Genomic DNA, 24,707 nt, shown 5'->3' with positions numbered 1-24,707 from the left:
CCGCCCACCCGGCCGTTCGACGGGCCCGGGACCGCCGCCCCGCGCGGCCGGTCCCGGGCCCGTCGTCGTTCGTCGACGGTCCCCCGGTTCACCTCGACCGGCCGCGCGCGTGCCCGTCCCGTGGACGCGGCTGGGCACGTCCGGGCATCATCAGTAGGCTGAGAGGCGACGCGGGGAAACGGCCCGCCACGAGGAGAGGAAGTGCCACATGCTCAAGAAAGCGATCTTCCTGGTCGGAGCGGGCGTGGGTTTCGTGCTCGGAACCCGTGCAGGCCGGGAGACCTATGACAAGCTGCGCGCCCAGGTGACGGGCTTCGTCAACGACCCGAAGGTGCAGCAGAAGGTCAATCAGGGCACCGAATGGGCCAAGGAGAAGGCGCCCGTCGTGGCCGACAAGGTCCAGGAGGGTGCGGAGAAGGCCAAGAACGCCGCCTCCGATGCCGCGAGCACCATCTCCGGCAAGGCCTCCGACGCCGCCGACACGGTCTCCGGCAAGGCCTCCGACGCCGCCGACACGGTCTCCGCCAAGGCGGATCAGGCGGTCGGCACCGCGAAGGACCGCACGTCGCACGACGATGGGACCGACCCGGACACCGGCGGCACGAGCAGCGACTACGAGCCGCACGTCGTGGATCAGGGCGACCAGCACTGACGCGACCGACGACACCACCACACGGCGGATCCATCCGGGGGACGGATGGGTCCGCCGTCGTGCGTCCGGATGCGACCTTTCCCTGACCGGGAGACCTCCCCGACCTGCCATGACGCCGACCAGCAGTGATAGAGATGGGACATGACCGACGTGACCGCGACCACTCCCGCGACTCCGACCGCCGACACCGCGAACACCACCGCGTCCCCGGCGACCGCCGCCGACTTCGGTGACCTCGACCGCTACGTGCACATCCCGCGCGTCTCCGGGCTCGCGTTGAGCCCCGACGGGACGCGGCTGGTGACCGGCGTGGCGACCCTGAACGGCAAGGGCACCGGCTACAGCACCGCCCTGTGGGCCGTCGACACCCGCGGCGAGGCGCCCGCCGTCCGGCTGACCCGCAGCGCCGCCGGTGAGGCCGGAGCGGCGTTCACCGCGAGCGGGGACCTGCTCTTCACCTCCGCCCGCCCGGACCCCGGCGCCGACGACGGCGAGGAGCCGGTGACGGCCCTCTGGTCGATCCCCGCCGCCGGCGGAGAGGCCCGCGTCCTGCACAGCCGTCTGGGCGGCCTCGGCCCCGTGCTCACCGCGGCGGATGCGGACGTCACCGTCGTGCGCGCGAGCGTGCTGCCCGGCGCCCACGACGAGGCCGAGGACGCGCAGCTGCGCGCGGCGCGCAAGACCGCCACCGTCTCGGCCATCCTGCACGCCGGCTATCCCGTCCGGTTCTGGGACGCCGACCTCGGGCCGGACGAGCCGCGCCTGTTCGCCCTCGAGGAGAGCGCCGGCGGCGGATCCGGGCCGGCGGACCGGCCGGCGGACCGGCCGGCGCCCATGCCGGGCACCACCGACGCGACCGCCCCCACCGAGCTGCGGCCCATCACCGTCGGCATCGGCAACGGGCTCATGCACGCCGAGCAGGTCCTCAGCCCCGACGGCACCGTCGTGCTCGCCGGTCAGACGCTCGCCGTCGCCCGCGCCGACCTGCGGAACGTCCTGATCCGCGTCGACGTCGCCACCGGTGAGCGGATCCGGCTCGTCGAGGACGCGGACTGGGACTACATGACCGGCCCCATCAGCCCCGACAGCACCCGCGCCGTCGTCGTGCGCGAGCGCCGCACGACCCCCGAGCTGGCCGCCCAGCTGCAGCTCATGCTGCTCGACCTGCGCACCGGCGAGGTCACCCCGCTCGCCCACGAGTGGGACCGGTGGGGGCACCCGTACGCCTGGCTGCCCGACGGCTCCGGCGTCGTCGTCACCGCCGACCAGGACGGGCGCAGCCCCGTGTTCGTCGTCGACGTCGCCACTTCGGCCGTACGCCAGGTGACGACGGACGACGCGTCCTACACCGACGTCGTCGTCGGCAAGGACGGCGCCGCCTACGCCCTGCAGGCGAGCTACGCCCACCCGGCCGAGCCGGTGCGCATCGACCTGGAGACCGGCGACGTGACCACGCTGCGCGGCCCGGTCGCCCGGCCGGAGCTGCCCGGCCGGCTCGAGGAGGTCCGCACGCAGGCCGCCGACGGCACCCCGCTGCGAGCGTGGCTCGCGATGCCCGCCGGCGCGGGTCCGGACGCGCCCGCGCCGCTGCTGCTGTGGATCCACGGTGGCCCGCTCGGCTCCTGGAACAGCTGGAGCTGGCGCTGGTGCCCGTGGCTGCTCGTCGCGCAGGGCTACGCGGTGCTGCTCCCGGACCCGGCGCTGTCCACCGGCTACGGGCAGGACTTCATCCAGCGCGGCTGGGGAGCGTGGGGGGACAAGCCCTACACCGACCTCATGGACGTCACCGACGCCGTCGTCGCCCGCCCGGACATCGACGAGAACCGGACGGCCGCGATGGGCGGCTCCTTCGGCGGGTACATGGCCAACTGGGTGGCCGGCCACACCGACCGGTTCGACGCGATCGTCACCCATGCCTCCCTGTGGGCGCTGGACAACTTCGCCCGCACGACCGACATGTCGCTGTACTGGGAGAAGGAGCTCTCCCCGGCGATGACCGACGCGAACTCCCCGCACCACGCGGTGGAGGACATCCGCACGCCGGTGCTCGTCATCCACGGCGACAAGGACTACCGCGTGCCCATCAACGAGGGACTGCGGCTGTGGTACGAGCTGCTCTCGCGGTCCGGTCTGCCCGCCGACGACGACGGGCAGAGCCCGCACCGGTTCCTCTACTTCCCCGACGAGAACCACTGGGTGCTCAAGCCGCAGAACGCGAAGGTCTGGTACGGCGTGGTCGAGGCGTTCCTCGCCGAGCACGTCCTCGGCACCGAGCGGGCGCTGCCGTCCGAGCTCGGACTGACCCGCGCCGTGGCCGAGGAACCCGCCGAGGATCGGACCGAGGAGCCTCCCGGGCAGCACGATGACCGCTGAGGCCGCGTCACCGCGGCCGGGATACACCCTGCGCCGGGCCCGCACGTCCGACGTCGGGCCGATCCGGGACCTCGTCGCCCCGCTGGCCGAGCAGCGCGTCCTCATCTCCAAGGAGGCGGTCGCCTACTACGAGGGCATCCAGGAGTTCCTCGTCGCGGAGGACGACGCCGGCACGGTGATCGGCTGCGGGGCCCTCCACGTGATGTGGGAGGACCTGGGGGAGGTGCGGACCCTCGCCACGTCGACGCAGTGGCGCGGGCGGGGCGTGGGGCACGCCCTGCTGGACGCGCTGCTGGAACGGGGCCGGGACCTCGGCGTCTCCCGCGTGTTCTGCCTGACGTTCGAGGTGGACTTCTTCACCCGGCACGGGTTCGTCGTGATGGCGAACCAGGACAGCATCGACCCGGCGATCTACTCGGAGCTCCTGCGCTCGCACGACGAGGGCGTCGCCGAGTTCCTCGATCTGGCGCGGGTCAAGCCGAACACGCTGGGCAACACGCGCATGATCCGGCGGCTGGACCGACGTGATCCGGTGGCGCCCTGACCAGCGGGCTCGACGATTCCTGACCGTCGACCGGCAAGGCGCCCGGGCCACTGGACACTCACCACACAGTCTGCTTAGTGTGGGGACGCGGACGGAGGCTCGACTCCACGTCAGCCACCACCGCGGTCATGCTCCATCCCCGACCCGAGAGGGAACAGATCATGGGATTCGATGACGCGCTGAACAAGGGCAAGGAAGCGTTGGGCGACAACGCCGACAAGATCGACGACCTGCAGGAGCAGCACGGCGACAAGCTCGGTGAGCACGGTGACCAGATCAACCAGGGCATCGACGCCGCGCAGGAGAAGTTCGGAGGCGGCGACGGCGTAGACGCCGGCCAGGGCCAGTAGTCCCCTCGCGGCGGCACCGTAGCCGCCCCCACACCCGTCCGGTGCCATGAGGGTGCCGAACCGAGGAAAGGAGTGCCCATGGGCCTCGGAGACAAGATCAGCAATGCTGCCCAGGACGCCAGCGGCAAGGTCAAGGAAGCCGCCGGCAAGGGCACCGACAACGAGAGCCTCGAGGCGGAGGGCCGTGCCGACCAGGCCGGCGCCGACGTCAAGAAGGCCGGCGAGAACGTGAAGGATGCGTTCAAGCACTGACGTCCGACCGTCGTCCGCTTCATGGACGGCAACCGGAGGAAGGGGCGGGGACCTGCGGGTTCCCGCCCCTTTCCCGTGTCCGGGGGCGGCGGTACTGTCGTCTCACCGCGGCGACGTGCGATGACGGCGCGCGGACCGACTGACCAGGAGATTCGATGAAGAAGCTCATCAACGACCCGAAGAACGTCGTCACCGAGTCGGTCGAGGGATTCGGCCGTGCCCATGCCGATGTCGTGACCGTCAACCCCGACCCCCTGTACGTGGTGCGCAAGGACGCCCCGCGCAGCGGCAAGGTCGGCCTGGTCTCCGGCGGAGGCAGCGGGCACGAGCCGCTGCACGCCGGATTCGTCGGGCGGGGCATGCTCGACGCCGCCGTGCCGGGGCCGGTGTTCACCTCGCCCACCCCGGACGCGATCATTCCCGCGACCGCCGCCGTCGACGGCGGGGCCGGCGTCGTGCACATCGTGAAGAACTACACGGGCGACGTGCTCAACTTCGAGGCGGCCGCCGAGATGGCCGAGGCGGACGGCAGCACCGTCCGGCAGGTCCTCGTCAACGACGACGTGGCCGTCGAGGACTCGCTGTACACCGCCGGACGCCGCGGTGTGGCCGGCACCGTGCTGGTCGAGAAGATCGCCGGTGCCTCCGCCGAACGCGGGGACGACCTGGACGCCGTCGTCGCCGTCGCCGAACGGGTCGTCGCCAACGTCCGGTCCATGGGCGTCGCGCTGACCCCGTGCACCGTCCCGCACGCGGGGGACCCGAGCTTCGAGCTGCGCGAAGACGAGATCGAGATCGGCATCGGCATCCACGGCGAGCCCGGACGCCGCCGCGGCAAGCTCGAACCGGCCGACGCGATCACCGAGCACCTCGTGCAACCGGTCATCGACGACCTCGGCCTCGCCTCGGGCGAACGGGTGCTCCTGTTCGTCAACGGCATGGGCGGCACCCCGCTGTCCGAGCTGTACATCGTCTACCGCGCCGCCGCCGCGCTGCTGGACCGCACCGGGGTGAGCATCGAGCGCTCCCTGGTGGGCAACTACACGACGTCGCTGGAGATGCAGGGCGCCTCGGTGACCGTGCTGCGGGTCGACGACGAGATGCTGACCCTGTGGGACGAGCCGGTGCACACCGCGGCGCTGCGGTGGGGGGCGTGAGCGTGGCGGAGAGCCTGGACACCGCGTGGGCGGTGCGCTGGATCGGCGCCGCCGCGGACGCCGTCGCCGAGCACCGCACCGAGCTGGTGGCGCTGGACCGGGCGATCGGCGACGGCGACCACGGCGAGAACCTGGACCGGGGCTTCACCGCCGCGCGGGAGAAGCTCGGCGACGAGTTCACCGGGCCCGGCGCGGTGCTGAAGATGGTCGCGATGACGCTGATGTCCAAGGTCGGGGGCGCGGCCGGGCCGCTCTACGGCACGGCGTTCCTGCGGGCGGCCACGAGCCTCGGCGACGGTGACGCCTCGGCGGAGGCGCTCGCCGCAGCCCTGGCCGCGGCCCGCGACGGCGTCGTCAGCCGCGGCAAGGCCGAGGTGGGCGACGCGACCATGGTCGACGCGTGGACGCCCGCCGTCGACGCCGCAGAGCAAGCGGCCTCGAACGGCGCCTCGCCCGCCGAGGTCCTCGCCGCGGCGGCGGACGCCGCCCAGACCGGCGCGGAGTCGACGGACGCGCTGCAGGCCCGCAAGGGGCGAGCCAGTTACCTCGGGGAGCGCAGTGTGGGGCACCGGGACCCCGGCGCCGTGTCCACCGTGCTGCTGCTGCGGGCCGCCGCGGACGCCGCCGGCGCCGGCGCGGAGGCCGGAGCGACGGACGGGTCCGGCGCGTGAGCGTCGGCCTCGTCATCGTCTCCCACAGCCCGAAGATCGCCGAGGGCGTGCGCGATCTCGCCGCCCAGATGGCCGCCGACGTGACGATCGTGCCCGCCGGCGGGACAGACGACGGTGGCATCGGCACGAGCCTCGAGGTGGTGATGGCGGCCGTCGAGTCGGCGCAGAGCGGTGACGGCGTCGTCGTGCTCACGGATCTCGGGTCTGCGGTGATGACCGCCGAGTCGGTGCTCGAGTTCCTCGACGACGACGCCCGCGCCCTCGTTCGGGTGCCCGACGCGCCCCTCGTCGAGGGCGCCGTGGCGGCCGCGGTCGCGGCGCAGGGCGGAGCCGACCTGGACCGGGTCGCCGCCGATGCGTCGGCGGCCGGGAGTGCCGGGACCGCGTCGGCCGGCGGCCCGTCCTCCGGGGTGGCGACCGGCACGGATGCCGCCGGCACCGTCACGCAGGACGAGCCGGGCGCGACGGGCACCTTCATCCTGATCAACACGGTCGGCCTGCACGCCCGGCCCGCCGCGAAGCTCGCCCAGGCGCTCGGCGGCCTTGACGCGGAGACCCGGGTCAACGGCGTCGACGGCGCCTCCGTGACGATGCTGATGACGCTGGCCGCCGGCCAGGGTGCGAGCCTGACGGTCGAGTCCACCGGACCGGATGCGGAGCGGGCGATCGAGACCGTCGGCGACCTCGTGGGCCGCGGCTTCGACGAGGACTGACGGCTCCTCCCTCTCGGCGGCTCGTCACCAGGTGTTCCCGTCGGTGCGTCCGCAGCGCCCGATGGGACATCTCTCGACGAGGACTGACGGCTGCTCCCTCTCGGCCTCTCGGTCCGGGTGGTGCGCGAGACGTCAGTCCGGGAGGCGGACCATCCGTCCGTGGCCGGCGCCGTCCAGGGCGACGAGGCCGTCGGCGGCGAGCCCGTCGAGGGCAGTGCGGACACGCGCCTCGTCATGACCCAGCGCGGACAGCGTGCGCAGGGGACCGCTGGGGCTGCTGTCGGTACCGCCGGTGCCGGTGCTGCTGCCGCCGTCGGTGTCGCTGCCCGTCAGGTCGACGGTGGTCCCGGTCGCCGTGCGCACGAGTGCCTCGAGGTCCACGGGATGGTGGGCCTCCCGCACGACGGCGAGGATCGCACCCCGCAGCTGCCGCATCGTACCCGCCCACGCCTGTCCGGTCGGCTGGTGCTCCGGTGCGGGGCGGCCCGCTGCGAGCCAGGCGCAGCGTGCCGCCAGCGGACAGTCGTCACATCGCGGGGAGCGGGCCGTGCACACGAGGGCGCCGAGCTCCATCACCGCCACGTTCCACGTCGCGGCCTCCGCGTCGTCCGCCGGCAGAAGCACGCGCGCCAGCCGGGTCTCGGCGACCGTCATCGACGGGCGGGGCAGCGCCTCCCCCCTCAGGACACGGCCGAACACCCGGCGGATGTTGGTGTCCAGGACGACGGTCCGGCGGCCGTGGGCGAACGCGGCGATGGCCGCGGCGGTGTAGCTGCCCACGCCCGGCAGGGCGAGCAGCGCCTCCTCGTCGGCGGGGACGTGGCCCCCGTGCCGCTCCGTGACGGCCTTCGCGGCCGCGTGCAGCCGGAGGGCCCGGCGGGGGTACCCGAGCCGGCCCCAGGCGCGCACGGCCTCGCCGCTCGGCGCGGCGGCCAGGGCGGCGGGGGTCGGCCACCGGCGCAGCCACTCCTCCCACACGGGCAGCACGCGCACGACAGGGGTCTGCTGGAGCATGAACTCGCTGACCATGACGGCCCACGCGGTGCGGTCCGCCGAACGCCACGGCAGGTCACGGGCGTGCCGGTGGTACCAGCCGATGACGGTCTCGTGCAGGGCGCCCGCATCATCCGGTGAGGGCAGTCCGCCGCCCGTTCCGGGGGTGGGTCGGACCGGTGCCACGGTGTCTTCCGGTCCTGCCTGCGTCATGCTCTCGATGCTAGAACAGGCGAGCTGCCGCCGTGGCGGCGCGTCACCGGCGGGGCCACCGTCGCCGCCACTACGCTGGTGAGCATGCCATCGTACGGAAGCGGCCGCGGGCCCAGTGCGGCCACCTTCCGCCGCCGTCGGATGGTCGCCGCGCTCCTCGTCCTCGTCCTCGTCGTCGCCCTGCTCGGCGGCATCATCGCGCTCGTCACGACCGTCAGCGGCCGCTCGGACCAGCCGCAGGCGGCCCCAGCGGGCGACACCGCGACGGCGAGCGCGACCGCGAGCCGGTCCACCGCGTCGGCCAGGCCCTCCACTGCGTCACCGACCCCCACCGCCACCTGCGACCCGTCGCGCGTGACCGTCGAGGCCGCCACGGACAAGGCCGTCTACGCGCCGGGGGAGAAGCCCCTGCTGACGCTGCGGGTGATCAACGGCAACCCGGTGCCCTGCGAGGTCAACGTGGGCACGAGCCAGATGGAGTTCGTCATCACGAGCGGCAACGACCGGGTGTTCTCCTCGAAGGACTGCCAGGTGGACCCGTCGGACAACAAGAAGCGCCTCGGCGCCGGTGCCACCGACTCGGCGAACTTCCCGTGGAACCGCAACCGCTCGACGCCGGGCTGCAGCACGGTCAAGACCGAGCCGCGCCCGGGCTACTACCGGCTCGAGGCCAAGCTCGGCGACCGGGCCAGCGGGCAGACGATCTTCCAGCTACAGTGATGCCGCTCCGGCTGCCATGAGGAGCCGCTGAGCCGGTCACGGACCAGCCCCACGAGAAGGTCGCCCGATGGTCCCGCTCAGCCGAAGCGGTCGAGCAGGCTCGTCTCGGCGATCCGGGACAGGGTCTCGCGGATCAATCGCGCGCGCTGATCACCGACACCGTCGACGGTCATCAGATCCTCGACGTTGGCCGCCATCAGGGTCTGCAGGTCACCGAACCGGGCGATCAGCCGTTCGATCACCGGTCGCGGCAGCGCCTGCATCCCGGCGAGCAGCCGGTAGCCGCTGGGCTGGACCGGGACGTCGAGGTTCTCCCCGGGGCCGATCAGTCCCACCGCCTGCGCGATCACGGCCAGGTCGATCATCTCCGTGGACGTCAGTGAGCGCAGGGTGGTCACGGCGGTGTCCGCCTGCTCGGCGGTCAGGTCGGAGCCGAGGTAGTCGCCGAGCAGCATGTGGCTGTCGGGGCCGAGGCCGGCGACCAGCTCCTCCAGCTGCAGGTCGACGAGCCGGCCGTCGGTGCCGAGCTCGGCGACGTACTGGCGGATCTCGTCGGAGATGCGGCGCACCATCTCCTGGCGCTGCAGCGTGACGGCGACCTCGCGGACCGTGGCGACCGCCTCGATCTCCGAGGCGGAGAGCGCCGTGGTCACCTGGTCCAGCCGGTTGCGGTACCGCTCGAGGGTCTGCAGCGCCTGGTTGGCGCGCGCGAGGATCGACGCCGACCCCTCCAGCACGTGCTTGATGTCGCCCATGTAGAGGCCGATGATCCCCATCGACTGGCTGACGGAGACCACCGGGAGGCCGGTCTGCCGGGCCATCCGCTCGGCGGTGCGGTGCCGGGTGCCGGTCTCGGAGGTCTCGATCGCCGGGTCCGGCATGAGGTGGACGCCGGCGCGCAGGATGCGGGTCAGGTCCCGGTCGACGACGATCGCCCCGTCCATCTTCGCCAGTTCCCGTAGGCGGGTGGCGGAGAACTCGATGCCGATGTCGAAGCCGCCGGTGCAGAGCCGCTCGACGGTGCGGTCGGAGCCGAGGACGATGAGCGCGCCGGTGCGGCCGTGCAGGATGCGTTCGATGCCGTCGCGCAGTTCGGTGCCCGGAGCGAGTCGCGCCAGCGTCTCACGCGGCATGCTGCTCATGGTCGGTCTCGCTCCTGCTGGTCGGCGCCGCGCCCCGGCGGTTCCGTCCGAGCCTAGTGCAGCGCGGCGGCCGCGCCGGGCTGCTCCTCCGGTGCGCCCTGATAGAGCACAGCGAGCGCCTCGTTCAGGGAGGAGACCTCCCGCACGGTGACGCCCGGGGGAGCGGCGATGGGGCCGTTCGGCGCGGCGGGCACGATGGCGTGGGTGTAACCCAGGCGCGCGGCCTCCTGGATGCGGCGCAGGATCTCCGGCACCGGACGCACCTCGCCCGCCAGCCCCACCTCGCCGAAGGCGATCATGTTCCGACGCACCGCCTCGCCCCGTTTTGCCGAGGCGAGGGCGAGCGCGATGGCCAGGTCCGCGGCCGGCTCGGTGAGCCGCACCCCGCCGACGGTGGCCACGTAGCTCTCGTCGCCCCCGACGGCGTACCCGGCGCGCTGCTGCAGCACGGCGAGCAGCATCGAGACCCGGGACGCGTCCAGGCCGCTCGTCGCCCGCCGTGTGCCGCCGGGCGTCGACGGGGCCAGCAGCGCCTGCACCTCGGCGACCAGAGGGCGACGGCCCTCCAGGGTGACGGTGACGCACGTGCCGGGCACGGGCTCCCGGGTGCGGGAGATGAACAGGCCGCTCGGGTCGGAGAGCCCCTCGATGCCGTCCTCGGTCAGGTCGAAGCAGCCCACCTCGTCGGTGGGACCGAACCGGTTCTTCGTCGCGCGCAGCAGCCGCAGCCGCGAGTGCCGCTCGCCGTCGAACTGGCACACCACGTCCACGAGGTGCTCGAGCAGCCGCGGCCCGGCGATCGACCCGTCCTTGGTCACGTGCCCGACGAGAAGCGTCGTCATGTTCCGTTTCTTGGCCGCCGCGATCAGGGACGCGGCGACCTCCCGCACCTGGGTGACGCCGCCGGCGACGCCGTCGACCTCGGTGCTGGTGAGCGTCTGCACGGAGTCGATCACGAGCAGCCGCGGGTCGAGGGCCTCGACGTGTGCCAGTGCCGTGCCGAGGTCCGTCTCCGCGGTCAGGTACAGCCGGTCCGCGACGGCGTCGATGCGCTCGGCCCGCAGCTTGACCTGCGCGGCGGACTCCTCGCCGGTCACGTACAGCACGTCGCTGCCGCGCCCGGCCAGCTTCGCCGAGACGTCCAGCAGCAGCGTCGACTTGCCGACGCCCGGCTCCCCGGCCATGAGCACCACGGCACCGGCGACGAGGCCACCGCCGAGCACCCGGTCCAGCTCGTCGACACCGGTCCGCAGGTAGGCGGCCGCGGTCGCGTCGACCTCGGTGATCGGCTGGGCCGGGGACGAGACGCGGCTGGCCGCGGTCGTGCGGCCGACGACCGCTCCGCCGACCTCCTCGATGCTGCCCCACGCCTGGCACTGGGTGCATCGGCCCATCCACTTCGCGGTGGTCCAGCCGCATTCGGCGCACCGGTAGTTGGCGGTGCGGGCGGACCCCGACTTGCGGGCCGTGGTGGTGCGCGTGCTCATGGTCCCACCCTAGGCAGCGCCACCGACAGAACCGGCGCACGGCAGGTCGACGGGGCGAGCCGGGGGAGAGGCCTCAGTCGAGGTCGGGGAGGAAGTCGCGCGCGTCCTCGTGGGACAGGCCCGTCGACTCGAGCAGGTCCACGACCAGGGGACGCAGCAGGACGACGAGCGTCTCACCCTCGAGGTGCTCGATGTGCAGGAGCCGCGGGTGCATCCGGGTCGCGACGTCGCCGAGTTCGTAGCGGGCCCGCCGGACCAGCCGGTCCCGCCCGTCGGAGCGCAGCTCGCCGACCGCGGCGGCCAGGGAGTCCACCGCGTCGGCCAGGTCGCGCAGCACCGCGACGATGCTCTCGGCGCCGCTCTCGCTCAGCGCCGCGTTGTTGAGCACGGAGGCCAGCCGCCGCACGAAGACGCGGCTGTTGCGCAGGGCGAGGTCGACGGCGGACAGGGCTTCGCCGAGACTCGCGAGCTCGTCCCGGTGGCGCCGGTAGGCCGGGGCGAGGGAGGCGATCTCGGTGGACCCGGTCAGCGTCACCCGCATCGCGTCGATCGTCGACTGGGTGCCCCGGGCGCGGACCAGGGCGTGCCACGCGGCGGTGGCGTCGGTGTCCTGCACCGCCGTTGCGGACTCGCGCAGGATTCCCGCCTGTTCGCGCAGCAGGGCGCTGAGCTCGGCGCGCGGCTCCGTGCGGGGGTCCCGCGGCACGATCATGGTGATGAGCAGGGCGATGGCACCGCCGACGACGGCGTCGATGCTCCGGGTGAACGGACCCGAGGAGGGCACGGGCAGCAGCACGACGAGCAGGGACTGCAGGCCGAGCTGTGTGGTGAACAGGACGCCGCGGTCGAGGAACCGGGCGAGCATGATCGAGACGAAGAGGATGATGGCGGCCTGCCACAGCCCGTGGCCGAGCACGAGGATCAGCAGCTCGCCGACCGAGATGCCGAGGGTGCAGCCGACGCCGACCTCGAGCACCCGGCGCACGCGCGGCTCGCGGGAGAAGCCCAGGGAGACGAGACCGGCGGTGGCGGCGAAGATGGGGCCCTGGTGGCCGAGCACGAACTCGGCGAACGCGTAGGCGCCGACCCCGCAGATGGTCATCTGGACGGCCGGGAGCACCGACTTGCGGGTCCGGGCCAGCCCGACCCGCGAACGCACGCGGATGAAGCGCCTGCCCTTGCTCCACACCTCGCTCACGTGCACGCACGCAAGTCTAGGGTGGGCGGGCGAGGGCCGCCGGGCCGCCGGGCGCGCGTGCGGGGAGACACGGATCACGCGCCCCGGAGCGAACCGCTGGCCGCCGTTAACCTTCCGTTAAGGTGACCGGCCCGGTCCCGTCACCTGTGCTGCCTACCGTCACTGCTGTTGTGCTCGTGACCGTCGCCCGGATTGGGCCGGCGACGGATCGATCCTAGGTAAAGGACTACACAGTGAAGTTTGTTCGCGTCAGCCAGGCTGCGGCCGTTCTCGCAGTCGGCGCCATCGCCCTCACCGCGTGCGGCTCGGACAACGCGACCGGCCAGGCCGGCGGGTCCTCCTCCGCTGCTGCCGCCTCCGGTTCCGGCTCCGCGGCTGCCTCGGTCTCCGGCACCCTGACCGGTTCCGGCTCCTCGGCCCAGAACGCCGCCATGGACGCCTGGAAGGCCGGCTTCTCCGGCGCCAACTCGGGCGCCACCGTGCAGTACTCGCCCGACGGCTCCGGCGCGGGCCGCAAGGCGTTCATCGCCGGCGCCGTGCAGTTCGCCGGCACCGATGCGGCGATGAAGTCGGATGAGCTCACCTCGGCGAAGAAGCAGTGCACCACCGGTGCCATGGACATCCCCGTCTACATCTCCCCGATCGCCGTCGCCTTCAACGTCCCGGGCGTGACGGACCTGAACCTGGCTCCCGACACGATCGCGAAGATCTTCCGCGGCCAGATCAAGAACTGGAACGACGCGGCGATCAAGGCCGACAACCCGAACGCGCAGCTGCCGGACCTGGCGATCACCCCGGTCCACCGCTCCGACGACTCGGGCACCACCAAGAACTTCACCGACTACCTGGCGAAGGCCGCGTCGAAGACCTGGACCGACAAGGCCGACGGTGTGTGGCCCTCGTCCCTGAGCGGCGAGAACGCCAAGGGCACGCAGGGTGTCGTCAAGACCGTGACCGACACCAAGGGCGCCGTCACCTACGCCGACGAGTCCGCCATCGGCGGTTCCATCGGCAAGGCCAAGGTCAAGGTCGGTGACTCCTGGGTCGGCATCTCCCCGGAGGCCGCCTCCAAGGCCGTCGAGCTCTCCTCCGTCGAGTCCGGCCGTGCCGAGCACGACATCGCGCTCTCGCTGGACCGCACCCCGAAGGACTCCTCCGCCTACCCGGTGGTCCTGGTCTCCTACCACGTCGTGTGCAGCACCTACAAGGACCAGAAGACGGTTGACCTGGTCAAGGCGTTCGAGAACTATGTGGTGAGCCAGCAGGGCCAGAAGGACGCCGCCGACTCGGCCGGCAACGCCCCGCTGTCCTCGAAGCTGAGCGAGCAGGCCAAGGCCGCGATCGCCACCATCAAGGTCGCTTCCTGACCGGTCGCCACTCCTGCAGGTGCCCTGCCCGGAATCTCGGGCAGGGCACCTGTGTGGTTCACCGGTATGTCCACGCGACCCGTCGTCTGAAAGGCCATTGACGAGTGTCACTCACGAGGAATCAGCTGGTGGGGGCCGGCTCCACTTCCCGACCGGGAGGTTCCGGCCGAGCCGGGGACAAGGTCTTCTCGGGCGCTGCGCTGGCGGCGGGGATCCTCATCCTCGTCGTCCTGTTCGCGGTCGCCCTCTTCCTGCTCGTGCAGGCGCTGCCGACGTTCGGCGCGAACCCGGCGGACATCAGCGGGGGCGCCGGCTTCGGCACATACATCCTGCCACTGGTCGTCGGCACCCTGATCGCCGCCGCGATCGCCCTGGTGATCGCCACCCCGATCGGTATCGGCGTGGCCCTGTTCATCTCGCACTACGCCCCGCGGCGGGTCTCGCAGGGCCTCGGCTACGTGATCGACCTGCTCGCGGCGATCCCCTCGGTGATCTACGGCGCGTGGGGCATCGCGTTCCTCGCGCCCGCCCTGGTGCCGGTGTACGACTGGCTGGCCACCTACGCCGGCTGGATCCCGCTCTTCGCCGGGCCCTCCTCCGGCACCGGCAAGACGATGCTGACCGCCGGCATCGTCCTGTCCGTGATGATCCTGCCGATCATCACCTCCCTGTCGCGCGAGATCTTCCTGCAGACCCCGAAGCTGCACGAGGAGGCCGCGCTCGCCCTCGGCGCCACGCGCTGGGAGATGATCCGCATGTCGGTGCTGCCCTTCGCGCGCGCGGGCATCGTCAGCTCGATCATGCTCGCCCTCGGCCGGGCGCTCGGCGAGACCATGGCCGTGGCCATGGTGCTCTCCTCGGGCGGCCTGAAGGCGAGCCTGATCCAGTCCGGCAACCAGACCATCGCGGCCGAGATCGCCCTGAACTTCCCCGAGGCCTTCGGGCTGCGGCTCTCCGAGCTGATCGCCGCCGGCCTCGTGCTGTTCGTCATCACCCTCGCGGTCAACGTCCTCGCCCGCTGGATCATCGGCCGCCACAAGGAGTTCTCAGGAGCGAACGGATGACCGCCACCACCCAGATCCGCGGCCGTTCGGCCCTCACGCGCGGCACGCTGCCACCGTGGACCCGGTGGGCGATCCTCGTCGCGGCCCTCGTCCTCGGCGCCGCGCTGTCCTCCCTGATCGGCTTCTCCCTCGTCGGCTGGCTCCTCATCGCCGCCGTCCTGTTCGTGATCGGCTGGCCGGTCACGGTCGGCCTCGTGGAGGGCCGGCGCAAGGGCGTCGACGCGCTGGCCTCGGCCCTCATCGTCGCGGCGTTCATCGTCGCCCTTCTGCCGCTGCTCTCGGTCATCTGGACGGTGCTCGGCAAGGGCGTCCCGGGGTTGACGGGCAATTTCCTCTCCACGTCCATGAACGGCATGACGGGCGCGCAGGACAACAAGGCCGTGCGGGAGGGGACCGCCGTCCTCGGCGGCGCCTACCACGCCATTCTCGGCAGCGTCCTGATCACCGTCTGGGCCACGATCATCTCGGTCCCGATCGGCCTGCTCACCGCCGTCTACCTCGTCGAGTACGGGCAGGGCAAGGCACTGTCCCGCGCGATCACCTTCTTCGTCGACGTCATGACCGGCATCCCGTCGATCGTCGCCGGTCTGTTCGCCGCCGCCCTGTTCGGGCTCCTGCTCGGGCCCGGCTTCAAGGCGGGCATCGTCGGCGCGATCGCCCTGTCGGTGCTCATGATCCCGACCGTCGTCCGCTCTGCGGAGGAGATGCTGCGGATCGTGCCGAACGAGCTCCGGGAGGCCTCCTACGCGCTCGGCGTGCGCAAGTGGCGCACCATCCTCAAGGTGGTCATCCCGACGGCGATCTCCGGCATCGCCTCCGGCGTGACGCTGGCGATCTCCCGCGTGATCGGGGAGACGGCGCCGCTGATCGTCACCGCGGGTTTCGCGACGGGCATCAACAGCAACGTGTTCGCGGGCTGGATGCAGTCGCTGCCGGCCTACATCTACACGCAGATCCTGACGCCGACGTCACCGACGAACCCGGGCCCCAGTGAGCAGCGGGCGTGGGCGGCCGCGCTCATCCTGATCGTGCTGGTGATGCTGCTGAACCTCGTCGCCCGTCTGGTCGCCCGCCTCTTCGCCCCCAAGACCTCCGGCCGCTGACCGCACCCGGTCGACAGTCCCCGAACCTGAAGGAAGTACCCGTGTCCAAGCGCATCGACGTGGACGATCTGAACGTCTACTACTCGAAGTTCCTCGCTGTGGAGGGCGTCTCGATCAGCATCGAGCCGCGGTCCGTGACGGCGTTCATCGGCCCCTCCGGCTGCGGCAAGACGACGTTCCTGCGCACGATCAACCGGATGCACGAGGTGCTCCCCGGCGCCCACGTCGAGGGGAAGATGCTGCTCGACGGGGACGACATCTACGCGCCCGGCGTAGACCCCGTCACCGTGCGCAGCCAGGTCGGCATGGTCTTCCAGCGGCCGAACCCGTTCCCGACCATGTCCATCCGCGACAACGTGCTCGCCGGCGTCAAGCTCAACGGCAAACGGCTCGGCAAGCGCGCCGAGGAGGAGATCGTCGAGACCTCCCTGCGCGGCGCCAACCTGTGGAACGAGGTCAAGGACCGCCTCGACAAGCCGGGCTCCGGTCTCTCGGGCGGCCAGCAGCAGCGTCTGTGCATCGCCCGCACCATCGCGGTGCAGCCGGACGTCATCCTCATGGACGAGCCCTGCTCGGCCCTGGACCCCATCTCCACGCTCGCGGTCGAGGACCTGATCAACGAGCTCAAGGAGAAGTACACCGTCGTCATCGTCACGCACAACATGCAGCAGGCGGCGCGCGTGTCGGACAAGACGGCCTTCTTCAACATCGCCGGCACGGGCAAGCCGGGCAAGCTGATCGAGTACAACGACACGAAGACGATCTTCAACAACCCGTCCGTCAAGGCGACCGAGGACTACGTCTCCGGCCGCTTCGGGTGATCGTCACGCACTGAGGGGTGCCGTCCAGCTGACGCGGGTCCGACGCGGGTCAGCGGGCGAGGGCGACCAGCGGGTCGATGGCCAGGCACAGCACGCCGCCCAGCAGCAGGCACGCCGGGACGGTGAGGACCCACACGCCGACGATCCGGCCGGCCAGCGGGCGGTTGATCGCCACGAACCGGTGGTTGGCCGCGGTGCCGAGCAGTCCTGCGGCGACCGTCTGGCTACTGGAGACGGGAACGTCCAGGACGGTCGAGCCGCCGAACATGAGCGCGGCGCTGATCCACTGGGTGACCATCGCCCGAAGCGGGTCGATGCGCACCAGGCGGAACGCGAGCGTGTGGGTGATGCGCCAGCCGCCCGTGAGGCACCCGGCCGCCCCGATCACCGCCACGACGGCGACGACGACGCCGATCGGGCCACCGTCGCGGCCCACGACGCCGGCGGTGATCAGCGCCGCCGTCATCAACGTGATCGAGCGCAGCCCCGTCTGCATGCCGTGGCCCAGCGAGACGACGGCGGCCCCGACGGCGAGGGCCGCCCGGTTGCGGGCGGAGAGGAACCGCACCTCCGCGTTCCGGTCGAGGTAGCCGAAGAGGGCGACGGCGGCGAAGCTGAGCCCGAAGGCGACGATCGGCGTCGCGAGCAGCGGCAGGGCGACCGAGATCCAGAACTGGCCGTCCACGCCGTCGAGCGCCTCGTGGCCGAGCATCACGGTGGCGACGGACGCGCCGACGAGCCCGGAGATGAGGGCGTGCGTGGTGGACGAGGGGAGCGACCACCAGTAGGTCAGCAGGCCCCAGCAGCACGCGGCGAGCATCCCGCACAGCAGCACGGCCAGCCCGAAGCGCCCGTCCGGCAGCACGAGCCAGCCGGCCACCGTCGTGCCCAGGGCCGTGCCGGCGAGGCAACCGAAGGCGTTGAACACGGCGGCCACGAGCACGGCGATCGACGGGCTGAGCGCCTGGGTACGCACCGACGTCGCGATCGAGTTGGCGACGTCGTGGAATCCGGCGATGAAGACGAGGGCTCCGCCCACCACGAGGGTGACGACGAGCAGCAGCGACACCCTACGATTCCCGCACGATGATCTGGCCGATGTCGCTGGCCATGTCGCGCAGTCGTCGGGTCGTGTCGACGAGCTGGTCGGCGAGGAAGCGGTGGCGCTGGAAGCCGTTGTGCGTCTGTTCGGCGAGCAGTTCGGCCAGGTGCTTGCGGTGGGTGCTCTCCGCCCGGCGGGACAGGCGGTGCACCTCGATCCAGTAGTCCTCGAGCTCGTCCAGGGTGGTGAGCCGGCGCATGGCGCGCGTCGTGCTGTCCACCTGCTGGCTGATCACCTCGAGCTGCTCGGTGGGGCGGCGGGAGAGGTTGGTCAGCCGGTGCAGCTCGATCAGGTGTCCCGCGGCGTCCAGGCTCGTCATGACGCCGGTGATGTGCACGGCGAGGGCGTAGAGGTCCTCGCGCGGCAGCGGCGAGATGAGGCTCGTGCGCATCCGGGTCAGCAGCGCGAACTGCAGATTGGCGGTGGTCGCGTCGAGTTCGTGGAGGGAGGCGGAGAGCCGGCCGGCGTCCTGCACGGATGCGCCGAGGAGCTCTCCGAGGATGCGGACCGCTTCGCCGAGCTGCTTCGCCATCTCGGTCAGCAGCTCGATCCCCTCGTTCTGCTGGGGGAACAACGTGAAACGCACGGGGTCACTGTATCCGGCGCGCGTGAACGGGGGCGGGAGCTTCGCGGTGGATCGTCGTCGTGGGCCGATCCGGCCAGGATTCGGGGTTGCCACGCCCTCGCGCCGGATGTTTCCGGGCAGAGAGGTGGCGCCGAACCGGGAGCGCCTCTCGGCGTAAGGCCGCTCGAAGCGGCTATATGTTGGAGCCCGGGGCTGCCACGGTCCGACGCCGTAACTCAGTCAACTCCTCGACTTCGGGCCGTGTCAAACACGACCGCGGCCGATGCCCCCAAGGCGGAAGAAAACGCAGGTCAGGACGGGGTCGCGACGCGGCACCGACTGCCCGCGACGACAGGCCGGCCCTCAGTAGCGGGCGGCCGGCTCCCGTTCCCGGCCCAGCGACAGGCCCGCCCTCAGTAGCGGGCGGCCGGCTCCCGTTCCCGGCCCAGTGACAGGCCGGCGAACGAGGCCACGATCAATGCCACACCGGCGAGGATCGCCACCAGCGGCGCTGTGACGGTGACGTCCCGCTGGACGAGGTCGGCCACGCCGGCAGGCAGCACGGCCGAGGCGGCCAGGAAGACGAATCCGGCCGCGACGGCGACGACGAGCACGAGCACCCCGCTGACCACCATGCCGCCGGACGCACGCGACGTGCAGGCGATGCCGATCGCCATCAGGATGATGCCGACCACGATGGCGACCGGCCGGGTGACGTCCGCGGACGGCCAGCCCGCCTGGGCGAACGAGCGCAGCAGGTTCTCCTGGGTCGCGAGGGCGAACAACGCCAGGCCCGGGACGAAGCAGACTGTCGAGAAGAGGCCGAGGAAGAACGAACTCACCGGTCCCGCCAGGTCCTCGGCCCGGCGCCGCGTCGAGAACGCGACGCCGATCAGCAGGAGGAGGACACCGGCCAGGGCGGTCTCGGGGCGGACGAACGCCTCGGCCACCGGCCCCGGTACGCCCCACGAGGTGAGTTGTCCCCGCACCAGTCCCGCGGCGTCGCCGCTGAACATCGCGATCAGGGCGGGCAGCCCGATGATCGACCCCATCAGGGGAGCGGTCGAACTCGTGCGGCCGGCGATCAGCACGATCGCCACGCACAGCAGGCCGGCGCCGAACCCCAGCACCTCGAGCAGGCCCGGGCCGAGTGCGGTGTTCGGGCGGATCGATCCGGCGGCGGCCTGCCCGTTCATGCCGAGCAGCACCGCGGCGATCACCGCCAGGACGAGGCCGAGCACGAGCAGGCCCAGCTTGACGGCGATGTTCACGCGGTACGGGTCCCGGTCCGAGGCCCAGGCGTCGCGAGCGTCGACGTCGTACCGACGATCGTCCCGGCCCTGTCGGCCGTTCCGGGCGCCGGCACGGTCGTCGGCGTCGTCCGGGTACCGGTCGTCGTCGTCCTCACCGTCCTGGTACCAGGTCGCGCGCTCGCTGCTGATCGGTTGCGGCGCCGTCGAGGCCGGCTGCCGGTCGATGGCCTGCGTGCGGGCGTCGGCCGGGTCGTCGGCACGTCCACGGCGCGGCGTCTCGATCGGCCGGGTCGCGGTGTCCTCGTCGTCGCCGACGTAGAGGTCGGAGTCGTACCAGTTGCTGTAGTCCTGACCGTTGCCGCCGTCGGCGTTCTCCCGCGACGTGCGGGAACGGTCCAGGGGCACGGTCGGATTCGCCTGCGTGGGCTCGCCGCCGTCCAGGTCGCCCCGGGCGGAGCGAGGACGGCCGGGGCGGTCGATGGGCTGGGTCCGGTCCCACGACGACGTGGCGATCGGCTCCGTCGGCGACGCGGACCCCCGGAAACGGCGGGCGCCGGTGGAGTCGTCGGGCTGGTCCTCTGGCCGGATCTGCATGCGTTCCAGCCTATCGGCGCGGCCGGCGACGGTCCCGGGACCCGGGTTCCGCGCGGCGTCAGCCGCGGTACGGGCGTCAGTCCAGGTGGCCCTTGCGCCAGGCCTCGGCGGACGCCTCGAGGTCCTCCGCTGTCTTGATCAGGCGGTGGGAGCGGCGGGTGAGCTCGGTGGCGTGCTCGGGCTTGCTGGTCTCCGCGTCGTCGGCGAAGTTCGCCTGGCCGAGGGCCACGACGCGGCAGAAGGCGGCGCTGCGCTCGAGCGCGACGTCGAAGTCCCCGTCGAACGCGCCCGAGAGGATGGCGTCGGCCATCTCCTGCATCTCGACGGCGCCCGGGGGCTCGGCCGCGCCGGCCACCACGTTGGACACCTGCGCGACCGACTGGCCGGCCTTGAAGTACTCGGCGATGCGCTGCGGGTCGCGCTGGGCGGACGCCCGGATCGCGTACAGCCGCCACAGGGCGCCCGGCAGCGAGCGGGCCGGGCTCTCGGCCCACATCTCCGCGATGGCCTCGAGGCCCTGCTTGTCGGCGAGCTTGACCAGCCGCCTGGTCACCTCGGGGTCCTCGGACGCGCGGCCGTGGTGCACGAGCGCGCGGGCGGCCAGGTGCGCGGCCTCCGAGATCCGGACGGGATCCGCACCGCCCTCGTAGGACTCGAACCCCGCGGGGTCCATCTGCACGGGGCGGTGCGGTCGGGGTGCTGAAGAGCCGGGCTTCTCGCTCATGCCCGTCAGGATACTCCCGGCCCTCCGGACGAATCCGTCGTCCGGACGACCCGCTCAGAGCCGGGCGTTGGCGAGCACCGGCAGGGTGCGGCGGGTCGTCGCGACGACGTCGGGGTCGACGTCGGCGACGAGCAGGTCCGCCTCGCCGTCGAGCGCGGCGACGGGGAAGCCGAGCGGATCGACCAGCGCGCTGTGGCCTACGCCCGTGGGAGCGCCCTCCGTGACCGGGACGCCGGTGACCTCGGGGTCGGCCTGGCCCGCCGCCGCGATCCAGGCGGTCGCGTCGAGGGCGCGGGCCCGCACCAGCAGGTCCCACTGCTCCGTCTTGGTGGGCCCGGCGCCCCAGGACGCGCACACGGCGATCAGCTGGGCACCCTCATTCGCGAGCCGCGTGAACAGGGCGGGGAAGCGCACGTCGTAGCAGGTGGCCAGGCCGACCGTGACACCGTCCACGGTGAACGTCACGGGGGTGTCCCCGGCGTCCACGGTGTCCGACTCCGCGAACCCGAACGCGTCGTAGAGGTGGATCTTGTCGTAGTGCACGTCCACGCCGGGCCCGGTGGCGAGCAGCGTGTTGCGCACCTTGCCGTCGGCTCCGGGGGTGAACATGCCGACGACGACGGTGACGTCGTGCTCGGCGGCGATCTGCCGCACCGCGTTCGCCCAGGGGCCGTCGACAGGCTCTGCGATGTCGGTCAGCCGGTGCCCGAAGGCGCGCATCGTCGCCTCGGGGAACACGACGAGCCGCGCCCCCTCGGCGGCCGCGCGGGCGGTGTACTCGCGGACCAGGGCGAGGTTCTCCTCGAGATCGGCTCCGCTGGTGATCTGGGCCAGTGCTGTACGCATCAGAACGTGTCCTCCGGGTCTCGTCCCTCCACCGTAGGTGACGAGGTGTCCCATCGGCGACGGCGGTGGGCGGTGCCACCCGCGGCCCGGTCAGCGCCCTGTGCTCCGAGCCCCTGTGTTCATAATGGGGAAAGATCGACCCGCCGGCGTCGTCAGGAGGCGCGATGGACCTGAACTGTGATCTCGGGGAGTCCTTCGGTGCGTGGACCATGGGCGATGACGAGGCGATGTTCTCCCTCGTCACCAGCGTGAACGTCGCCTGCGGATTCCACGCCGGGGACCCGATGACCATGCTGCGCTCGTGCCGCCTCGCCGGTGAGCACGGCGTCGCCGTCGGCGCGCACGTCGCCTACCGGGACCTGGCCGGCTTCGGCCGCCGCCGGATGGACGTCGCGCCGGACGAGCTGACCGCGGACGTGCTCTACCAGCTGGCCGCGCTGGACGGGATCGCCCGGGCCACCGGCATCGCCGTCCGCTACGTCAAGCCGCACGGCGCCCTGTACAACACCATCGCGGTCGACGAGACGCAGGCCCAGGCGGTGGTCGCTGCGGTGCGCCTGGCCGATCCCGCCCTGCCGATCCTGGGCCTGCCGGCCTCGGTGATCGAGGCGGTCTGCGCCGAAGAGGGCCATCCGTTCGTCCGTGAGGCCTTCGTGGACCGCGCGTACACCCCGGGCGGATCGCTCGTCTCGCGGCGCGAGGAGGGTGCGGTGCTGCACGACGTCGACGCGATCGCCGACCGCGCCGTGGTGATGGCCCGCGACGGGGTGGTCACGGCCGTGGACGGCACCGTCGCCGAGGTGAGCCCCCGTTCCCTGTGCGTGCACGGGGACACCCAGGGCGCCGTGGCCATGGCCGGCGCGGTACGTGAGGCCCTGACCCGGGCCGGCATCGAGCTGGCGGCCTTCGCATGAGCGGCACCGGGGAGCAGCCGCGTCAGGACCAGGCGGGTCAGGACGTTTCGCCTCCCGACCTGCCGGCTCAGGACCTGCCTGCGCGGGACCGGTCGGCGCAGGACCGGTCGGCGCACGGCCCCGCGGGCCGGATCCTGCCCAACGGCGACCGCGCCCTGCTCGTCGAGGTCGCGGACAACGCCGCCGTGCTGCGACTGAGGTCCCGGCTGCAGGACGCGCGGCCCGACGGTGTCGCCGAGCTCGTGCCGGCCGCCCGCACCCTCCTCGTCATCGCGACGAGCCCGGCGGATCTCGGCCGGGTGAGCGCGTGGGTCGAGGCCGCCCTCGCGTCGGCCGACGACGCCGCCGGGTCCGAGGCGACCGCCGCCGGCCGGGAGATCACCGTCCCGGTCCACTATGACGGGCCGGACCTGGCCGACGTCGCCGCCGAGCTCGGCATCGACGCCGACGAGGTCATCGCCCGGCACACGGGCACGACGTGGCGCGTCGGCTTCATGGGTTTCGCGCCCGGCTTCGGGTATCTGCTGCCGGGGGCAACGGGCGGTGCGGATGCGCCGTCCGGATCCTCGGGTGCTTCCACCGACGGCGGCCTGACCGTGCGTCGGCTGCCCACCCCGCGCACCCGGGTACGGCCCGGGTCCGTCGCGCTCGCGGACGGCTTCAGCGCCGTCTACCCGGCGGCCTCGCCGGGCGGCTGGCGGCTGATCGGCCGCACGGACCACCCGATGTGGGACGCCACCGCCGAGCCGCCCGCGGCGGTCGGTCCCGGCGACACCGTCCGCTTCGTGGTGGCCGACGACCCGGACGCCTCGACCGCCTCGATCGCCGAGACCGCAACGGCCACGCCGGACGGCGCCGGGACCGCGGCTCGCACGCTGGCCGGGGCCACCTCCGTCCGCCCGTCCTCGCCTGCGGTCCGCAAGCTCACCGTCCTGCAGGCCGGGCCCCAGACCCTCGTGCAGGACGCCGGCCGGAGCGGGCGGGCCGACCTCGGCGTGAGCCCTGCCGGCGCGCTCGACCGGCACGCGGCCGCCGTCGCCACCGCCCTCGTCGGCAACGACCCAGGCACGCCCGTGCTGGAGGTGCTGCACGGTGGCCTGCAGCTGCGCGCCCACGCGGAACTGCTCGTCGCCGTGACCGGGGCGACCGGACCCGTGCGCATCAACGCCGAGCCGGCGCCGCAGAACCGCGCTGTGACGATCCCCGCCGGCGGCCTGCTCGACCTCGGTCCCGCGGTCGCGGGCATGCGCTACTACGTCGCCTTCCAGGGCGGCATCGACGCGACACCGGTGCTCGGCTCCGCCAGTGCCGACCTGCTCTCCGGCCTCGGGCCCGCCTCGCTGGCCGCGGGCGACGAGCTGACGGTCGGCCGCACCCGGCTGACCCTCGCCCGGCCGTCCCGGCCGCTGCGGCCGCGCACGCTGCCCGACGGCGACGGCGACGTCGTCGTACGCGTGCGGCCCGGCCCGCGCCGGGACTGGTTCGACGACGCCGCGTGGCAGGCGCTGATGGACGCGCGGTGGACCGCCACCGGCGACTCCAACCGCGTCGGCATCCGGCTCGACGGGCCGACCCTGACGCGCGTGCGCGACGACGAGCTGCCGAGCGAGGGCATGGTCACCGGGTCGCTGCAGGTGCCGCCGTCCGGTCTGCCGACGGTGTTCCTCGCCGACCACCCGGTGACCGGCGGTTACCCCGTGATCGCCGTCGTCGTCGACGCGGACCTCGACGTCCTGGCCCAGCTGCGGCCGGGCCAGGGCCTGCGGTTCACCGACGGCGCCTTCCGCTTCGGCGCCGGCCTGCAGGGTCCGGTGAACCGGGTCGAACGGGTGATCGGATCCCTCTTCCGCCGCTGACGGGGTCGTTGTCGGGGCCGCCGCCGGTCGGGC

Annotated in this window: 24 protein-coding genes; 15 read left to right on the top strand and 9 right to left on the bottom strand. The window is 72.6% G+C overall.

Translation table 11 applies throughout. The features are described 5' to 3' along the window. Positions 1-208: 208 nt before the first annotated feature. The 8 genes from V6N00_RS07800 (at position 209) to dhaM (ending at position 6,712) form a co-directional block, all read left to right on the top strand. A complete protein-coding gene (locus V6N00_RS07800) occupies positions 209-652 on the top strand; it encodes a YtxH domain-containing protein (RefSeq protein ID WP_334231507.1) in 444 nt (147 codons plus the stop codon). A 141-nt stretch (positions 653-793) separates the two neighbouring features. Then, positions 794-3,025: a prolyl oligopeptidase family serine peptidase gene (locus tag V6N00_RS07795; protein WP_334231506.1), complete on the top strand. Its 2,232-nt coding sequence runs from the start codon at positions 794-796 to the stop codon at positions 3,023-3,025. Continuing rightward, complete coding sequence (locus V6N00_RS07790; protein WP_334231505.1) at positions 3,015-3,569, top strand: amino-acid N-acetyltransferase; 555 nt, start codon at positions 3,015-3,017, stop codon at positions 3,567-3,569. Before V6N00_RS07795 ends, V6N00_RS07790 begins: the two co-directional genes overlap by 11 nt. A 161-nt stretch (positions 3,570-3,730) precedes the next feature. Next, entirely contained in the window at positions 3,731-3,919 is a 189-nt protein-coding gene (locus V6N00_RS07785) for a hypothetical protein (RefSeq protein WP_334231504.1), read from the top strand. Between the two features lie 78 nt (positions 3,920-3,997). Next, the gene (locus V6N00_RS07780) at positions 3,998-4,171 is read left to right on the top strand and encodes a CsbD family protein (protein ID WP_334231503.1); all 174 of its coding nucleotides are present in this window, start codon (positions 3,998-4,000) and stop codon (positions 4,169-4,171) included. Between the two features lie 155 nt (positions 4,172-4,326). Beyond that, complete coding sequence (dhaK, locus tag V6N00_RS07775) at positions 4,327-5,328, top strand: dihydroxyacetone kinase subunit DhaK (protein WP_334231502.1); 1,002 nt, start codon at positions 4,327-4,329, stop codon at positions 5,326-5,328. Between the two features lie 2 nt (positions 5,329-5,330). After that, a complete protein-coding gene (gene dhaL, locus V6N00_RS07770) occupies positions 5,331-5,999 on the top strand; it encodes a dihydroxyacetone kinase subunit DhaL (RefSeq protein ID WP_334231646.1) in 669 nt (222 codons plus the stop codon). Then, positions 5,996-6,712 carry a dihydroxyacetone kinase phosphoryl donor subunit DhaM gene (dhaM, locus tag V6N00_RS07765; protein WP_334231501.1) on the top strand — a complete coding sequence of 239 codons (717 nt, stop codon included), beginning with the start codon at positions 5,996-5,998 and terminating at the stop codon, positions 6,710-6,712. Before dhaL ends, dhaM begins: the two co-directional genes overlap by 4 nt. Before the next feature lie 132 nt (positions 6,713-6,844). Here dhaM and V6N00_RS07760 read toward each other — a convergent pair whose 3' ends face one another. Beyond that, entirely contained in the window at positions 6,845-7,918 is a 1,074-nt protein-coding gene (locus tag V6N00_RS07760) for an HhH-GPD family protein (RefSeq protein WP_334231500.1), read from the bottom strand. 84 nt (positions 7,919-8,002) lie between these two features. Between V6N00_RS07760 and V6N00_RS07755 the strand changes: the two genes are divergently transcribed. Further along, entirely contained in the window at positions 8,003-8,638 is a 636-nt protein-coding gene (locus V6N00_RS07755; protein WP_334231499.1) for a hypothetical protein, read from the top strand. A 77-nt stretch (positions 8,639-8,715) separates the two neighbouring features. On the opposite strand, the gene disA is transcribed toward V6N00_RS07755, so the two are convergent. The 3 genes from disA to V6N00_RS07740 all read right to left on the bottom strand — a co-directional run bounded on the left by disA (position 8,716) and on the right by V6N00_RS07740 (position 12,471). Further along, positions 8,716-9,780 carry a DNA integrity scanning diadenylate cyclase DisA gene (disA, locus tag V6N00_RS07750; protein ID WP_334231498.1) on the bottom strand — a complete coding sequence of 355 codons (1,065 nt, stop codon included), beginning with the start codon at positions 9,778-9,780 and terminating at the stop codon, positions 8,716-8,718. Positions 9,781-9,833: 53 nt separating this feature from the next. After that, positions 9,834-11,267, bottom strand: coding sequence for a DNA repair protein RadA (gene radA, locus V6N00_RS07745; RefSeq protein ID WP_334231497.1), 1,434 nt, complete (start codon positions 11,265-11,267; stop codon positions 9,834-9,836). 73 nt (positions 11,268-11,340) lie between these two features. Further along, positions 11,341-12,471 carry an FUSC family protein gene (locus tag V6N00_RS07740; protein WP_334231496.1) on the bottom strand — a complete coding sequence of 377 codons (1,131 nt, stop codon included), beginning with the start codon at positions 12,469-12,471 and terminating at the stop codon, positions 11,341-11,343. Positions 12,472-12,698: 227 nt separating this feature from the next. Between V6N00_RS07740 and pstS the strand changes: the two genes are divergently transcribed. The 4 genes from pstS to pstB all read left to right on the top strand — a co-directional run bounded on the left by pstS (position 12,699) and on the right by pstB (position 16,820). Continuing rightward, entirely contained in the window at positions 12,699-13,832 is a 1,134-nt protein-coding gene (pstS, locus tag V6N00_RS07735; protein WP_334231495.1) for a phosphate ABC transporter substrate-binding protein PstS, read from the top strand. Between the two features lie 128 nt (positions 13,833-13,960). Then, positions 13,961-14,896, top strand: a complete 936-nt coding sequence (pstC, locus tag V6N00_RS07730; RefSeq protein WP_334231494.1) for a phosphate ABC transporter permease subunit PstC — start codon at positions 13,961-13,963, stop codon at positions 14,894-14,896. After that, positions 14,893-15,999, top strand: coding sequence for a phosphate ABC transporter permease PstA (gene pstA / locus V6N00_RS07725; RefSeq protein ID WP_334231493.1), 1,107 nt, complete (start codon positions 14,893-14,895; stop codon positions 15,997-15,999). The genes pstC and pstA overlap by 4 nt, the downstream gene beginning before the upstream one ends. A gap of 41 nt (positions 16,000-16,040) precedes the next feature. Continuing rightward, positions 16,041-16,820 (top strand): phosphate ABC transporter ATP-binding protein PstB, encoded by a 780-nt coding sequence (pstB, locus tag V6N00_RS07720; RefSeq protein WP_334231492.1) that lies wholly within the window; start codon positions 16,041-16,043, stop codon positions 16,818-16,820. Between the two features lie 49 nt (positions 16,821-16,869). Here the strand turns inward: pstB and V6N00_RS07715 are convergent, their stop codons facing one another. The 5 genes from V6N00_RS07715 to V6N00_RS07695 all read right to left on the bottom strand — a co-directional run bounded on the left by V6N00_RS07715 (position 16,870) and on the right by V6N00_RS07695 (position 21,904). Further along, positions 16,870-17,889: an inorganic phosphate transporter gene (locus V6N00_RS07715; protein WP_334231491.1), complete on the bottom strand. Its 1,020-nt coding sequence runs from the start codon at positions 17,887-17,889 to the stop codon at positions 16,870-16,872. 1 nt (position 17,890) lies between these two features. Beyond that, positions 17,891-18,508 (bottom strand): nuclease PIN, encoded by a 618-nt coding sequence (locus tag V6N00_RS07710; protein ID WP_334231490.1) that lies wholly within the window; start codon positions 18,506-18,508, stop codon positions 17,891-17,893. 392 nt (positions 18,509-18,900) lie between these two features. Continuing rightward, positions 18,901-20,334, bottom strand: a complete 1,434-nt coding sequence (locus V6N00_RS07705; protein WP_334231489.1) for a hypothetical protein — start codon at positions 20,332-20,334, stop codon at positions 18,901-18,903. A gap of 76 nt (positions 20,335-20,410) precedes the next feature. Continuing rightward, positions 20,411-21,058, bottom strand: a complete 648-nt coding sequence (locus V6N00_RS07700) for a hypothetical protein (protein ID WP_334231488.1) — start codon at positions 21,056-21,058, stop codon at positions 20,411-20,413. A 54-nt stretch (positions 21,059-21,112) separates the two neighbouring features. Further along, complete coding sequence (locus tag V6N00_RS07695; RefSeq protein ID WP_334231487.1) at positions 21,113-21,904, bottom strand: carbon-nitrogen hydrolase family protein; 792 nt, start codon at positions 21,902-21,904, stop codon at positions 21,113-21,115. A gap of 164 nt (positions 21,905-22,068) precedes the next feature. On the opposite strand from V6N00_RS07695, the gene V6N00_RS07690 reads away from it, so the two are divergent. Together V6N00_RS07690 and V6N00_RS07685 are read left to right on the top strand one after the other, a co-directional pair. Beyond that, entirely contained in the window at positions 22,069-22,818 is a 750-nt protein-coding gene (locus tag V6N00_RS07690) for a LamB/YcsF family protein (RefSeq protein ID WP_334231486.1), read from the top strand. After that, positions 22,815-24,674 carry a 5-oxoprolinase subunit B/C family protein gene (locus V6N00_RS07685; RefSeq protein WP_334231485.1) on the top strand — a complete coding sequence of 620 codons (1,860 nt, stop codon included), beginning with the start codon at positions 22,815-22,817 and terminating at the stop codon, positions 24,672-24,674. Before V6N00_RS07690 ends, V6N00_RS07685 begins: the two co-directional genes overlap by 4 nt. The last annotated feature ends 33 nt before the right edge of the window (positions 24,675-24,707 follow it).

The sequence above is a fragment of the Tersicoccus mangrovi genome (assembly GCF_036881825.1).
GTDB lineage: Bacteria > Actinomycetota > Actinomycetes > Actinomycetales > Micrococcaceae > Tersicoccus > Tersicoccus mangrovi.
The sequence above is the reverse complement of the archived record's forward strand: the minus strand, read 5'-3'. Positions and strand labels throughout refer to the sequence as shown.

What these genes read in the sequence shown, in the direction of transcription:
- V6N00_RS07800 (WP_334231507.1), top strand. Translation starts at nt 209, where the DNA reads ATGCTCAAGAAAGCGATCTTCCTGGTCGGAGCGGGCGTGGGTTTCGTG.
- V6N00_RS07795 (WP_334231506.1), top strand. Translation starts at nt 794, where the DNA reads ATGACCGACGTGACCGCGACCACTCCCGCGACTCCGACCGCCGACACC.
- V6N00_RS07790 (WP_334231505.1), top strand. Translation starts at nt 3,015, where the DNA reads ATGACCGCTGAGGCCGCGTCACCGCGGCCGGGATACACCCTGCGCCGG.
- V6N00_RS07785 (WP_334231504.1), top strand. Translation starts at nt 3,731, where the DNA reads ATGGGATTCGATGACGCGCTGAACAAGGGCAAGGAAGCGTTGGGCGAC.
- V6N00_RS07780 (WP_334231503.1), top strand. Translation starts at nt 3,998, where the DNA reads ATGGGCCTCGGAGACAAGATCAGCAATGCTGCCCAGGACGCCAGCGGC.
- dhaK (WP_334231502.1), top strand. Translation starts at nt 4,327, where the DNA reads ATGAAGAAGCTCATCAACGACCCGAAGAACGTCGTCACCGAGTCGGTC.
- V6N00_RS07760 (WP_334231500.1), bottom strand. Translation starts at nt 7,918, where the DNA reads ATGACGCAGGCAGGACCGGAAGACACCGTGGCACCGGTCCGACCCACC.
- V6N00_RS07755 (WP_334231499.1), top strand. Translation starts at nt 8,003, where the DNA reads ATGCCATCGTACGGAAGCGGCCGCGGGCCCAGTGCGGCCACCTTCCGC.
- disA (WP_334231498.1), bottom strand. Translation starts at nt 9,780, where the DNA reads ATGAGCAGCATGCCGCGTGAGACGCTGGCGCGACTCGCTCCGGGCACC.
- radA (WP_334231497.1), bottom strand. Translation starts at nt 11,267, where the DNA reads ATGAGCACGCGCACCACCACGGCCCGCAAGTCGGGGTCCGCCCGCACC.
- pstA (WP_334231493.1), top strand. Translation starts at nt 14,893, where the DNA reads ATGACCGCCACCACCCAGATCCGCGGCCGTTCGGCCCTCACGCGCGGC.
- V6N00_RS07705 (WP_334231489.1), bottom strand. Translation starts at nt 20,334, where the DNA reads ATGCAGATCCGGCCAGAGGACCAGCCCGACGACTCCACCGGCGCCCGC.
- V6N00_RS07700 (WP_334231488.1), bottom strand. Translation starts at nt 21,058, where the DNA reads ATGAGCGAGAAGCCCGGCTCTTCAGCACCCCGACCGCACCGCCCCGTG.
- V6N00_RS07695 (WP_334231487.1), bottom strand. Translation starts at nt 21,904, where the DNA reads ATGCGTACAGCACTGGCCCAGATCACCAGCGGAGCCGATCTCGAGGAG.
- V6N00_RS07690 (WP_334231486.1), top strand. Translation starts at nt 22,069, where the DNA reads ATGGACCTGAACTGTGATCTCGGGGAGTCCTTCGGTGCGTGGACCATG.
- V6N00_RS07685 (WP_334231485.1), top strand. Translation starts at nt 22,815, where the DNA reads ATGAGCGGCACCGGGGAGCAGCCGCGTCAGGACCAGGCGGGTCAGGAC.